General features: G+C 66.7%; 10 protein-coding genes and 1 pseudogene. 6 read left to right on the top strand and 5 right to left on the bottom strand.

Annotated elements, in window-relative coordinates:
• Positions 1–52 precede the first annotated feature (52 nt).
• Both METLW4_RS0100405 and METLW4_RS0100400 read right to left on the bottom strand, forming a co-directional pair.
• A complete protein-coding gene (locus METLW4_RS0100405; RefSeq protein WP_245258384.1) occupies positions 53–442 on the bottom strand; it encodes an endonuclease domain-containing protein in 390 nt (129 codons plus the stop codon).
• A gap of 40 nt (positions 443–482) precedes the next feature.
• Complete coding sequence (locus tag METLW4_RS0100400; protein WP_018264217.1) at positions 483–1,097, bottom strand: L,D-transpeptidase; 615 nt, start codon at positions 1,095–1,097, stop codon at positions 483–485.
• A 241-nt stretch (positions 1,098–1,338) separates the two neighbouring features.
• Between METLW4_RS0100400 and METLW4_RS0100395 the strand changes: the two genes are divergently transcribed.
• On the top strand, positions 1,339–2,271 hold the full coding sequence (locus tag METLW4_RS0100395) for a histone deacetylase family protein (RefSeq protein ID WP_018264216.1): 933 nt from the start codon (positions 1,339–1,341) through the stop codon (positions 2,269–2,271).
• A 64-nt stretch (positions 2,272–2,335) separates the two neighbouring features.
• On the opposite strand, the gene ykgO is transcribed toward METLW4_RS0100395, so the two are convergent.
• Entirely contained in the window at positions 2,336–2,461 is a 126-nt protein-coding gene (gene ykgO, locus METLW4_RS0100390; protein WP_018264215.1) for a type B 50S ribosomal protein L36, read from the bottom strand.
• 202 nt (positions 2,462–2,663) lie between these two features.
• Here ykgO and METLW4_RS0100380 point away from each other — a divergent pair, with 202 nt between their 5' ends.
• Positions 2,664–4,847 carry a TonB-dependent receptor gene (locus tag METLW4_RS0100380; RefSeq protein ID WP_026191131.1) on the top strand — a complete coding sequence of 728 codons (2,184 nt, stop codon included), beginning with the start codon at positions 2,664–2,666 and terminating at the stop codon, positions 4,845–4,847.
• Here METLW4_RS0100380 and METLW4_RS0100375 read toward each other — a convergent pair.
• Positions 4,844–6,289 (bottom strand): lipopolysaccharide biosynthesis protein, encoded by a 1,446-nt coding sequence (locus METLW4_RS0100375; RefSeq protein ID WP_018264213.1) that lies wholly within the window; start codon positions 6,287–6,289, stop codon positions 4,844–4,846. The genes METLW4_RS0100380 and METLW4_RS0100375 overlap by 4 nt on opposite strands.
• 267 nt (positions 6,290–6,556) lie before the next feature.
• On the opposite strand from METLW4_RS0100375, the gene METLW4_RS0100370 reads away from it, so the two are divergent.
• The 4 genes from METLW4_RS0100370 (at position 6,557) to METLW4_RS0100355 (ending at position 11,628) form a co-directional block, all read left to right on the top strand.
• Positions 6,557–8,356, top strand: coding sequence for a hypothetical protein (locus METLW4_RS0100370; RefSeq protein ID WP_018264212.1), 1,800 nt, complete (start codon positions 6,557–6,559; stop codon positions 8,354–8,356).
• The gene (locus tag METLW4_RS0100365; RefSeq protein WP_018264211.1) at positions 8,353–9,321 is read left to right on the top strand and encodes a glycosyltransferase family 2 protein; all 969 of its coding nucleotides are present in this window, start codon (positions 8,353–8,355) and stop codon (positions 9,319–9,321) included. The genes METLW4_RS0100370 and METLW4_RS0100365 overlap by 4 nt, the downstream gene beginning before the upstream one ends.
• Entirely contained in the window at positions 9,318–10,607 is a 1,290-nt protein-coding gene (locus METLW4_RS0100360; RefSeq protein WP_018264210.1) for an O-antigen ligase family protein, read from the top strand. Before METLW4_RS0100365 ends, METLW4_RS0100360 begins: the two co-directional genes overlap by 4 nt.
• A gap of 94 nt (positions 10,608–10,701) precedes the next feature.
• Positions 10,702–11,628: a DUF6492 family protein gene (locus tag METLW4_RS0100355; RefSeq protein WP_018264209.1), complete on the top strand. Its 927-nt coding sequence runs from the start codon at positions 10,702–10,704 to the stop codon at positions 11,626–11,628.
• A gap of 73 nt (positions 11,629–11,701) precedes the next feature.
• Here the strand turns inward: METLW4_RS0100355 and METLW4_RS23510 are convergent.
• Positions 11,702–12,913: pseudogene (locus tag METLW4_RS23510) on the bottom strand (MFS transporter); the annotation flags it as partial.
• Positions 12,914–12,932 lie beyond the last annotated feature (19 nt).

The following is a 12,932-nucleotide window of genomic DNA, read 5'->3' as shown; positions in this document are numbered from 1 at the left end:
CCTCTCCCCGCGAGCGGGGAGAGGGCGGGGGTGAGGGGCCTTGGGCCAGAGGCTACCATGTCTCTCGCTGCTCCAATGAAGCGAGAATCGTTTCTTTCACGCCATCGAGATTGTGAAACACGTCGTCATTGGCGATGCGAAGGACCCTGAAGCCCGCCTCGCCCAAAATCCGATCTCGATGCGCGTCGCGAGCGACTTCCTGGTCAGTGGAATGCGTCGCGCCATCGACCTCGACGACGAGCGCTTCCTCCCGACAAGCGAAATAAGGACCGATCGGCAATTGGCGGACGAATTTATAGCCAGCGAGGCGGCGCGCCCTCAGCGCGCCCCACAAACGCTCTTCCGCCGGCGTCCGCGCCGCCCGTAATTCGCGGCTTCGCGCTGTTTCGTAAAGACGAAGGCCGCGGATCGTAAGGCTCCGCGAAACGCCCCGGCCCCTCACCCCGACCCTCTCCCCGCTCGCGGGGAGAGGGGGAATACCCTCAGATCACCACGACATTCGCGCCGACCTTGACGCGGCTGTAGAGGTCGATCGCGTCTATGTCGCGCATGCGGATGCAGCCGGAGGAGACGCTCTGGCCGATTTTCTCCGGCTCATTGGTGCCGTGAATGCGGTAGAGCGTGTCTTTCCCATTCTCGAAGAGATAGAGAGCGCGGGCGCCGAGCGGATTGTCCGGGCCGCCGGGCAGGCCGCCGGCGTCGGCCGTCGGCTGCAGATGCGGCCAGCGCTCCAGCATATCCTTGGGCGGAATCCAGCGCGGCCATTCCTGCATGCCGCCGATCACGGCGCGGCCGGTCCAGCCATAGGCCTCCTGCCCGGTGGCGACGCCATAGCGGATCGCCTTGCCGTTCGGCTCCACAAGATAGAGGAATTTATTCTTCGTATCCACGACGATGGAGCCCGGCGCCTCGCTCGTCTTGAAGTCCACGAGATAGCGCTCATAGGCCGCGCCGACATCCGCCGTCGGCACCAGAGCCATGAATTGTGCGTCGCGTCCGCTGAGCTGCGGATCCGGCAAGCGCGGCCCGAACGCGGCGTTGCAGCCGGCGAGCGAGACAGCGAGAACGACCGCGATGAAACCCTGCCTCGAATCCATGAACGCGCCCTTTCTCAACGCCCGAAGCATCTATTTAGGAATTTGCTTACCATAAACTTACTGAACGGAAACATCGGTTCGCAATAATTCCCGACCTGTTGCCGCAACGCAACGGCGACGGGCGGTCGGATGCGCTTTTTTGAGAATTTTTCCGGCGCCCTCCCGGCGCGGCGGCGTGCTACAAGGGCCTCGACTTCTTTGGCGGGGCGACTTCTTTAGCGAGAGTCGAGAGCGGCTGGCCATGACGAGGACCCTGTTCTTCACACATGAGAGCGGCCTCGCGCATAATATGGGCGCGGGCCATCCCGAGCAGCCCGAGCGGCTGCGCGCCATAGAGCGCGAGCTCGAGGCCGAGCGGTTCCAGCATCTCATCCGCGTCTCCGCGCCCGCCGCAGAGCGGGAGGCGCTGCTGCGCGTCCATCCCGAGAACCATTTGCGCGCGATCGAGAAAACCGCGCCGCGCGAGGGGCTCGTCGCGCTCGATCCCGACACGCTGATGTGTCCCGAATCGCTGGAGGCGGCGTTTCATGCGGCCGGCGGCGCGACCGCGGCGGTGGATGAGGTGATGAAAGGGGCGGCGGACACCGCCTTCGTCTGCGTGCGCCCGCCCGGCCATCACGCCGGGCCGACGACGCCCATGGGCTTCTGCATTTTCAACAATGTCGCCATCGCCGCGCGCCATGCGATCGCCGCCCATGCCGCGGAGCGCGTCGCCATCGTCGATTTCGACGTCCATCACGGCAATGGGACTCAGGAAGTGTTCTGGGCGGATCGGCAGGTTCTGTTCTGCTCCACCCATCAGGCGCCTTATTATCCCGGCACGGGGGCGACGAGCGAGACCGGCGAGTTCGACCAGATCGTCAACGCTCCGCTCTTTGCGGGCGCGACAGGCGATGATTTCGTCGAGGCGCTGACGACGCGCATCCTGCCGCGGCTGAAAAATTTCGCGCCCGATCTGGTGCTGATCTCGGCCGGATTCGACGGCCACAGGGACGATCCCTTGGGCGGCCTGCGCTTCACCGAGCGCGACTATAGCGAGGCGACCAAGCGCATCATCGACGCCTCGCTGCGCAGCGCCGACGGGCGCGTCGTCGCGCTGCTCGAGGGCGGCTACGACCTCACCGCGCTCGGCCGCTCGGCCGCGGCGCATATTCTGGCGCTGATGGGCGCCTGAGAAACGAAAAACGCGCCGCTCGAGGGCGACGCGTCGGTAAATTCAGCGCGAAGCGGGCGGTTCGTCAGCCCTGGCGGGCCTTGAAGCGCTTCTGCACCTTGTTGATGACATAGACGCGGCCTTTGCGGCGCACGAGCTGGTTGGCGCGGTGACGCGCACGCAGAGACTTCAGCGAATTGCGGACTTTCATCGGTCGATCCCCGGACAAAATTACATGTAGCCGGGATCACCGCCCAGCGCCTCGTGGGCGCAGCCTATGCCCGATTTCCGCTCCGCGATCAAGCCCTCCACGCCCATTCGTCGCGCGCGGCGGCGCAGCAGATTGACAATGGCCGAGCCTCCGGCGCATTATTCACGTTATGTTATAACATATGCTCTCGGGGACGAGATCCATGGAAAACTCTTCTATCCGCCGCACTCTATCGGGCGGAATTCTCTTGGCGGCGCTCGGCTCCGTCCCGGCGGGCGCGCAGGAGGCGCTTCCCGAGATCGACATCGCCGCGTCGAGCCCGATTCGGCGCGCCCCGGCGACGGCGCAGCCCGCCGCGCCCGAGACGCGCGGCGCTCTGCCTATAGTCGCGGATCAATTCGCCACTGTGACGGTGGTCGATTCGGACGAGATTCGCCGCTCCGGCGGCGCGACGCTCGGCGATCTCCTCTTCGACAAGCCGGGAATCACCGGCTCCAGCTTCGCGCCCGGAGCCGCCAGCCGGCCGATCGTCCGCGGCCTCGACGCGCATCGCGTCCGCATTCAGGAGAACGGCCTCGGCTCCAGCGGCGTCTCCGAGCTCGGCGAGGATCATGGCGTGCCGCTCGATCCGCTCGCCGCCGATCGTGTCGAGGTGGTGCGCGGCCCCGCCACCTTGCGCTGGGGCTCGCAGGCGATCGGCGGCGTCGTCAACGCCACCAACAACCGCATTCCCGAGGCCCTGCCCTGCCGCGGCGACGAGACTCTCCCCGGCCCCTGCACGCGGCTGGAGACGCGCAGCGCGGTCTCGACGGTCGACGCCGGGCTGGAGCAGGCGGCGCTGGTCGACGTCGGCCAGGGCAATTTCGCGCTGCACGCCGACGCCCATGGCCGCCGCACGAGCAATTACGCAATTCCCTCCTACCCTTATCTCGCGCCGACCGATCCGGCGCCGCTGGTCTTCGGACGCCAGCCCAATTCCTTCATGCGCTCCGGCGGCTGGTCGGCCGGCGGCTCCTACATCTTCGATCGCGGCTTTTTCGGCGCCTCGGTCACGCAATTCGAGAGCGTCTATCGCATCCCCGGCATGGATTCGACGGAGAGCCGCACGCGCATCGAATTGCGCCAGACGAAAGTGGCGGTGAAAGGCGAATATCGTCCGCCCGCCTCCTTCATCGAGGCCATTCGCCTCTGGGCCGGCGCGAGCGATTACAATCACCACGAAATCGGTCTCGAGGGCGGCGCCGAGGGCATACAGCAGACCTTCACCAATCAGGAGCAGGAGGCGCGGATCGAGGCGCAGCTCGCGCCTTTCGATCTGCGCTTCGCCAAGCTCACCACGGCGTTCGGCGTGCAGGGCGCGCATCAGCGACTCACCGCGCCCGGCGCCGGCGGCAATCTGTTCGATCCTGCCGACTCGCACAGCATCGCCTTCTATCTCTTCAACGAATTCAAGCTCACCGACTCGCTGCGCCTGCAGGTCGCCGGCCGCATAGAGAATGTCGAGGCGACGGGCCAGACGCCCGATCTCTTTCTCGATCCGACCATCTCCTTCCAATATGATCGCCATTTCACGCCCAAGAGCGTCGCCGTCGGCCTATTGCAGGACACGCCTTTCGACACTGTGGCGAGCGTGACGGCGCAGCATGTCGAGCGCGCGCCGCGTGGGCCGGAATTGTTCTCGCATGGCGTCCATGACGCGACGGGAACTTTCGACATCGGCAATCCGCTGCTCGGAATAGAAGCCGCGAACACGGTGGAGGTCGGCCTGCGCCGCGCCAAAGGGCCATTCCGCTTCGAGGCGACGTTTTTCTACACGCATTTCGACGGCTTCATCTATCGCCGCCTCTCCGGCGAGACTTGCGCGGATGATTTCGACAGCTGCTCGCCGGCCGGCGTCGGCGGCCCGCTCAATCAGGCGCTCTATTCGCAGCGTGACGCCAATTTCCGCGGCGGCGAGTTCCAGAGCCAATGGGACGCGCTGCAGATCGCCGGCGGAATCCTCGGCGTCGAGAACAAGTTCGACGTGGTGCGCGCGACCTTCTCGGATGGGACCAATGTGCCGCGCATTCCCCCCGTGCGCGTCGGCGGCGGACTGTTCTGGCGCGACTCCAATTGGCTGGCGCGCGTCAGCTATCTGCACGCTTTCGCGCAGAACAATATCGCGCAAATCGCCGAGACGCCGACCAAGGGCTATAATCTGCTGAAAGCCGAGATCAGCTATAAGGTCACGCTGCCCAAGGGCGAGTTCCCGGCGCGGGAAGTGAGCGTCGGAATCCTCGGCGACAATCTGCTCAACGCCGACATTCGCAACAGCGTGTCCTACAAGAAGGACGAGGTTCCGATGCCGGGCGCCAATGTGCGGCTGTTCGCGAATTTCGTCTTTTAGACGATGAGGCTCTGACAAGCGCGCGCGCCGAGGCGCCGCGCCGCGCCGCCGATGAGCGCGCGCGCTTCCGCGAGATCGAAGGCGAGAGCGACGGGCGCATAGGCGGCGACGCCGGCGCCCACCAATAGGACGAGCGCGAGCGCCGGCGGCAGCGCTGCGACTTCGGCTGAAAGCGCATGAACCGCAGCCGCCATCGCCGCCGTCGACGCGCCGACGCGCGCGAGCCGGCCGAACGGCGTCGGCATGGCGAAAGCGACACGGCTCAGCGCATAGGCCTGCGCGCAGCCGAACATCTCGGCCGCGAGGCGCCCCCACACTGCGCCGGCGAGGCCGAAGCGATAGATCAGCAGCGCCGAGACGATGAGATTGAAGGCGAGGATCGAGCCCGTGTTGATGAGATAGAAGCTGTTGCGGTTGGAGAGCAGAAAGCTCGTGTGCAGATATTGCTGCGTCAGAATCTGGAACACCACCGCCATCGCCAGAATGGGCATGGCCCAGCTCCCCGTCTCGCGAAACTGCGGCCCGAGCACGAGATCGGCGATCTGCGGCGAGACGAGCGCGAAGCCGACGCAGGCCGGCAGAGCGACGGCGAGCAGCAGCTCCAATGATTTCTCGAGATGGCGGCGCGCCTCGGCCTCGCCGCGCTCGGCCAAGAGCCGCACCGCCATGGGCACGAAGGCGGTGGAGACGCTGATCGCCGGAATGATGAGCGCCTGCCGCACGAGATCGACGCTCGCGCCATAGCGGCCGGCGTCGGCGACGCCGGAGAGCTCGGCGAGCAGAAAGCGATCGGCGACGCTCGCCAGCGCCATCAAAGACATCGAGAAGGTGAAAGGCAGGCCGGCCTTGCCGATCTCGAGTAGGCGCGCGCGATCGAGCCGCGGCCGGGCGTCGCCCCAGGATGCGCGCCAGAACAGCGCCGTCGCCACGACCAGCGCAATGGAAGAAGAGACCAGCAGCGCCGCGCCGCTGGCGCTCGCGAAGGCGACGACGACGCCGAGCGCCGAGACCAGCAGCGCGCGATAGACCGTGCCGCGCAGATAATCGACCGCCTTCTGTGCCGCGCGCAACGATTCCTGGCTCGTCTCATAGAGCATTACGGCGAAGGCGAGCATAACGGCCGCCGCCGAGACCGGCGCGGCGAGGCCCGTCATCCGCGCCACGAAGAAGAACAAGGGAGCGCAAGGCGCGAGCAGCGCCATTGCGGCGAGGATCGCGCCGCGAATGTCGGCGCCGTCGCCCTTCGCCTGCTCGCGCAATATTGCGAGCTTCAGCGCGCTGGAGAGAAGCGTGGCGAGAAGCGTGGCGAAGGCGAAGCCCAGCAGATAATCGCCATAGGCCGCGACGGCGAAGACGCGCGTGAACACGATCGTGTTGAGCAGGCCGAAGATTGCCGAGAACACATTGGCCGCGAAATAGACGACGGTCTGCCTGGCGAGCATGGGCGCTGCTGTCCTTGTCCTTTGGCGTGAGCCGTTGCGCCATTCTGGGACGCACATTCTGCCGATACGCGAAATTCTCGAAGATTCGTGCCAGCGGCGGCGCGATGCGCGCTGGCATGGTTTCTTCTTCTTTATGGCCGGCAGGCGCCTTTTGCGCCGATATGAACCGAATCGAAAGCCTGAGCTCGAGAACAGATCGCGGCTCCAGGCACAAAATCTTAAAACGAGCATGGTGTGATTATGCGTGAGCGTGAGCGAGTCGAGGACATGAATTCCACGCCTGTGGCGATCGGCGAAAGCTTCGGATGGCTGCATCATGCGGATGGCGACCGCGGCGTCGTCATGTGCGCGTCCATCGGCTATGAAGGTCTTTGCGCGCATCAGTCCTGGCGCGTGCTCGCCGATCGTCTGGCGGCCGCCGGCCTTCCCACTCTACGTTTCGATTATCCGGGCGAGGGCGATTCCTTGGGCGATCCCGCCGATCCGGCGATCGTCGACGCCTGGCGCGAGCAGATCCGCGCCGCCGTGCGCTGGATGCGCGAGGCGGTCGGCGTGCGCGAGGTGGCGCTGGTCGGCCTGCGTCTCGGCGCGGCGCTCGCGGCGGAGATCGGCGGCGTCGAGCGCCTCGTGCAGATCGCGCCGGTGGTCAAGGGCTCCTCCTATCTGCGCGAGCTCAAGATGATGGCGCGCGTGCTGGCGGCGAGCGGCGCCACGCCGGAGGCGAGCGTGGCCGCGGCGACGGCCGGCGACGACATACGCCTCGAGGGCTTCACCATCACTGCGCCCATGGCCGCCGCCATCAAGCGCATCGATCTCACCCGGCTCGAGACGGCGCCGGCCGAGCGCGTTCTGGTGCTGCACGATCCGGCGGCGACGCCCGCGCCCGACTATCTGCAACGTCTGCAATCGCTCGGCGCCGCTGTCGAGACGCGCGAGCTTCTCGATTATCGCGCGCTGACGCCGGCGCCCATGCCGGCGGCGCCGCCGCTCGCGGATCTCGACGCCGTCGTCGCCTTCGCCAGCGCGGGCGCCGGCCCGGCGCTGATCGCGCAGCCGCCGCAAGGCGCGCTCGCCACAGAGCATTTCATCGAGCGCGGCGTCGTCTTCGGCGAGCGCCGACAGCTCGCCGGCGTGCTGTGCCTGCCGCGCGGCAAGCCCAAGATGACCGTGCTGATGCTCGACACCGGCGCCAATCATCACATCGGCTGCGGCCGCTCCACTGTCGATTTCGCGCGCGCGCTGACGCGCCTCGGCTTCGCCTCGCTGCGCATGGACACGCTCGGCATAGGCGATTCCGCCGTGCTCGCGGAAGGGCCGCGCGGGGCGCTCTATCGCATGGAGCGCGCCGAAGATGTTTCGGCGGCGCTGGATTTTCTCGAGATGCGCGGCCTCGAGAATGTGACGATCTATGGCGTGTGCAGCGGCGCGGCCCTGGCGCTCTACGCGGCGCTGGCCGATGAGCGCGTGCAGGCGCTCGCGCTCGCCAATCTCCAGATCTTCGGCCGCATCGACGGCGAGGATCGCGACAAGCTGCTCGAGATGGGCTTTGCGGCGACGCATACTTATGTCGCCAAGGCGATGAGCGCCCGCGCCTGGGCGCGCGTCGCCACGGGCGAAGTCTCGCTCGGCAAGCTCGCCGACATCGCATCGGCGCTCCTGCGTCGCAAGGCGTCGGCTTTTGCCGAAGCGCTGACGCAACGGCTCGGCCTCGCGCATGGCAAGGCGCGCGAGGCGCGGGCCAATTTCTCCAAGCTGGCGGCGCGCGGCGTCCGCATTCTCATGCTGCACGGCGACCATGACGTCGGCAGAGAAGAGATGAACGTCTGCTTCGGCCCCGACGCGCGCTTCCTGCGCAATCTCCCCAATGTCGAGATCGACGTCATCGATGGCGCCGATCACGCGCTCTCCTCGGCGCTCTCGCGAGAGGCGGTGCTGGAGAAGATGCGTTTTTTTCTCCAGGCGGCCGACCACGACGCCGAAGCCGGCCGCGACGACCGCAGAGCGACGGCGGGCGCTCCGACCACGGCGACGCTCGGCGCCCTCACCCTGATGATGAATCTGGAATGACACAAAGCACTCGACGACCCCTCGACCCCATCGCCGACGCCGCTCGCTTCGAGGCGGTCGTCTGCATTCCGACCTTCCGCCGTCCCGAGATGCTCAGGACGACGCTCGAGTCGATCGTGGCGCAGGCGACGCAGGTCGCCTTCGCCGTCGTCGTCGTGGACAATGACGCGTCGGCGCCCGTCGGCCTCGAGGTGGCGCAATCCTTCTTCCGCGACGGGCGCCTCGCCGGCGTCGCCGCGGTGGAGCCGCGCCAAGGCAATGTCCACGCGATCAACGCGGCCTTTCGCCTCGCGCAGGAGCGCTTTCCCGCAGCCGAATATTTCCTGATGATCGACGACGACGAGCGCGCCGAGCCGCAATGGCTGGAGGAGATGGTCGCCAGCGCGCGCGAGGGCGCCGATATCGTCGGCGGCCCGGTGACGCCGATCTTCCCGGCGGAGGCCAAGCCCGCCTACCGCGATCATCCGGTGTTCTGGCCCGCCTTCGGCGAGACCGGCCCGGTGCCGATCATCTATGGCACCGGCAATTGCCTGCTGCGGCGCGAGGTGTTCGACGGACTCGCGGAGCCCTCGCTCGATCCGAGATTCAATTTTCTCGGCGGCGGCGACACGGAGTTCTTCACCCGCTGCCGTCGCGCCGGCTTCAAATTCTTCTGGCGCCAGGAGGCGCAAATCTATGAGCAGGTGACGCCCGGGCGGCTCGCGCTCGGCTGGGTGCTGCGCCGCAGCCTCGCCACGGGCGCGATCAATTACAGCATAGACCGCCTCGCGGCGCGCAGCCTGCGCCAGCGCCTGCTGCTCATCGCCAAGAATTTGGCGCTCGGCCCGGTCTCTCTGCAACGCGCGCTGCGCATGTTGCGAGAGTCCAAGCATCCGCTCGCCGCCACCCATCCCATCGGCATAGCGATCGGCCGGCTGCTGGCCTCGGTCGGCGCGATGCCGCAGCCCTATCGCTATTCCTCATGACGGATACGAGCGCCTCCTCGGCCGGGGGGCTGGACGAGATCGACGGCCGCGGAATCCTGTTCTGCGCCATTCTGCTCGTCGGCTGGATCACCTTCTCGCCTTTCGCCGATCTCGCGTCGCCGGAGACGCTCGAGCTGGCGGAAGGCCGCGACATTCAGCTCTACGCCGCCTTCGGCCTGATGGCGGCGACGGCCTTCTTCTATATTTGGCGGACCGATCGGCCGGCGCTCGCCGCGCTCGCCACGCCCACCAATATCGCGCTCGCCGGCTGGATCGGCGTGACGCTCGTCACCTCGCACGAAATCTCCAACTCGCTGAAGCGCGTGGTGATGTTCGGCTGCGTCGGAACCTGCTGCCTCTCGCTCTTCCTCTTGCCGCGCGGCCGCGACGATCTCGCCAAGCTGTTGAGCATCGTCGCGCTCATCATCGTCGGCCTCTCCTATTTCGGCCTGGTCTTCCTGCCGCATTACACGATCCATCAGGCGACCGACATCGGCGAGCCGCAGCTCGCCGGCGATTGGCGCGGCGTGTTCGGCCATAAGAATGTCGCCAGCGCCGTCTTCTCCATGCTGACATTCATCGGCATTTTCGTGCTGCGCGCCGGGCGCACGGTCGAGGGCTGGGCGATCTTCGCGCTTTCGCTCCTCTTCGTGCTCTGCTCGGGCGGCAAGAGCTCGACCGCCATCTGCATCACGACGATCCTCCTCTCTCTGCTCGCCGAGCGCACGCGCAATGTCGTGCTGTGGTCGATCATCGTCTTCTCGCCGCTGGCGCTGCTGAATTTCTTCGGCATAGGCTCCATCCTCGTCCCGCAGTTCGGCGCCATCGCCGCATCGCTGCCGCTGGACGCCTCCTTCACCGGCCGAACCGATATTTGGACCTTCGCCATTCCCAAAGCCGCCGAGACGCCGATCTTCGGACATGGGCTCGGCGGATTCTGGGCCACTGCGGCGCTGCGCTTCGGCGGCGAGGACACGACGATCTGGGCCGGCAACGCCGCCCATGCCCATAATGGCTATCTCGACACAGTGCTCGCCATGGGCCTGCCGGGTCTGGCCTTCGCCTTCGCGGCGCTGATCGTGCAGCCGGCGCGCGACGTCCGCCGCGTCTGCGCGCGCGGCGACGAGCCGGCGGTGTCATTGCTTTTCCTGCAGATTTGGATGTTCAGCCTCTATCTCAACTCGCTCGAGAGCTTCTTCTTCGATCGCGCCAATCCGGGGTGGATCGGCATGCTCTTCGCCCTCTTCGGCCTTCGCTTTCTCGCCGAATTCAAGATTCGCGGCTGACCGGCCCGGGCTTTGCGATCTCCCATGTGAAACCGGGAGACTGTCCCAATTTGGCACGGCGGCGGCCTGCTCCAATGTCATTAGGGGAACGCCTATGGAACGACCGATCGCGCTCATCACGCCCACCCATCGCGCCGACCGCGAGCGCTTCGCTCTGCTCTGCGAGAGCATCGACCGCCGCCTCACCGGCTATGAGCGGCACTATGTCATCGTCAATGACGACGATATGGAGCTGTTCGCGGAATTCGCCGGCCCGCGCCGCGTCATTCTGCCCTGCTCGCGCTTTCTGCCGCGCTGGCTGCGCCTGGTGCCGCCCTTTCTGATGCGCAACGGACGGCGCGTGTGGTGGTCCTTCCGCTCGCGGCCGGTGCATGGCTGGCACATTCAGCAAATGCTGAAGATCGCCGCCGTGCTGCAATTGCCGGAGCAGCGCTTCTGCATCGTCGATTCCGACAATGTCATCATCCGCCGCTTCGACATCGGCGCCTATGCCGGCGGCGCGCGCTCGCCGCTCTATATCGCGCATGGCGCCATCGCCGCCGACGCGCCGCTGCACGCCAAATGGATCGCCAATGGCGACCGTTTGCTCGGCCTGCCGCCGAGCAGCTTTCCGGCGGACGATCACATCGGCAATCTCATCGTCTGGGACAAGGACGCCGTGCGCGCCATGACGCGCGCGATAGAGGACGCCACCGGGGTCGACTGGTTCCTGGCGCTGTGCCGGACGCGCGCCTTCTCCGAATATCTGCTCTATGGGCAGTTCGTGCGCCATTCGCCGCGGCTGATGGCGGCGCATGAGATCGTCCCGCAGAGCCTCGCCGTCGCCTATTGGGACGAGGCGCCGCTCGACCGCGCCGGCCTCGCCTCGCTGCTCGCCGGCGCCTCGACATCGAAGATCGCGCTCTGCGTCGAATCCTTCTCGCGCACGCCGGTGCAGGCCATTCGCGAGGCGGCGGGCCTCGCCCTGCCGGCGGGCGCCTCGCCCTTCGCGCCGCGGCTCGCCGGCGGCGCCGCCGCCTGATACGCTTTTGGGCGATCGATGCGATGCGAGCCTGAAGGCTCGCGGTCCGAAACGCTCTCGGGACCGCGAGCCTTCAGGCTCGCTCGACATCGGCGTCGATACGCGAGGCGGAGCGCGTTTCCGGCATGCGCGCATAGACGATCAGCGAGCAGAAGATCGCCGCGCTGACATAATAATAGAACCAGCTCTCGCGCCCCTCGCTCTTGAACCAGAGCGCGACATATTCGGCCGTGCCGCCGAAGAAGGATACGGCGACGGCGTAAGGCACGGCGACGCCGGTCACGCGCACCGAGGCCGGGAACAGCTCCGCCTTCACCAGCGCATTGATCGACGTATAGGCGCCGACGATGAGCCAGCCCGCCAGCACCAGCGCGAAGGCTGTCCAGGGACCGCGCGCGGTCTGGATCGCCGTCATCAGCGGCGCGGTGAAGAGCGTCCCGAGCACGCCGAAGCCGATGAGCAGCGGACGCCGTCCCACGCGATCGGACAGAGCGCCATAGGCCGGCTGCAGCGCCATGGCGAAGACGAGCGAGCCGGCGCTGATCCATGTCGTCTGCGCATCGCTCAGCCCGGCGGAAAGCTTCAGGAATTTCTGAATGTAGGTGGTGTAGACATAGAAGGCGAGCGTGCCGCCCATGGTCAGCCCCACCACCGTCGCCGCCTCGCGCGGATAGGATAGGAGCGCGCGCAAGGAGCTGCGCCGCCGCGGCGAGGCCTCGGAAGCGAAGGCCCGCGTCTCCTCGAGATCGCGCCGCATGACGAGCGCGAACAGCGCCAGCGCGGCGCCTATGGCGAAGGGGATGCGCCAGCCATAGGCGCGCAATTCCTCCGGCGTGAAGACGAGATTTTGCAGGACGAGCAGCACCAAAAGCGCCGTCAACTGTCCGCCGATGAGCGTGACATATTGAAAGCTGGAATAGAATCCGCGCCGGCGCGAGGACGCCATCTCGCAGAGATAGGCGGCGGAGGAGCCATATTCGCCGCCGAGGCTGAGCCCTTGCAGCAGGCGCGCGAAGAGGAGCAGCGCCGGCGCCGCCTCGCCTATCGTGGCATAGCCGGGCGTGGCGGCGACGATGAGCGAGCCGAGGCACATCAAGAGAACGGACAGCGTCAGCGCGCGCCGACGCCCGAAACGATCGCCGATCTCGCCGAACAGCGCGCCGCCGATCGGCCGCATGAAGAAGCCGAGCGCGAAGACGCCGGCGCTGGACAGCATTTGCGCGACCGGATCCTCGCCCGGAAAGAAGCTATTGGCGAAATAGAGCGAGAACGCCGAATAGACGTAGGAATGACCGAGTCGCTAA

It is taken from the genome of Methylosinus sp. LW4, from assembly GCF_000379125.1.
Taxonomy (GTDB): Bacteria; Pseudomonadota; Alphaproteobacteria; order Rhizobiales; family Beijerinckiaceae; genus Methylosinus.
This window is presented reverse-complemented; position numbering and strand designations above follow the sequence as displayed.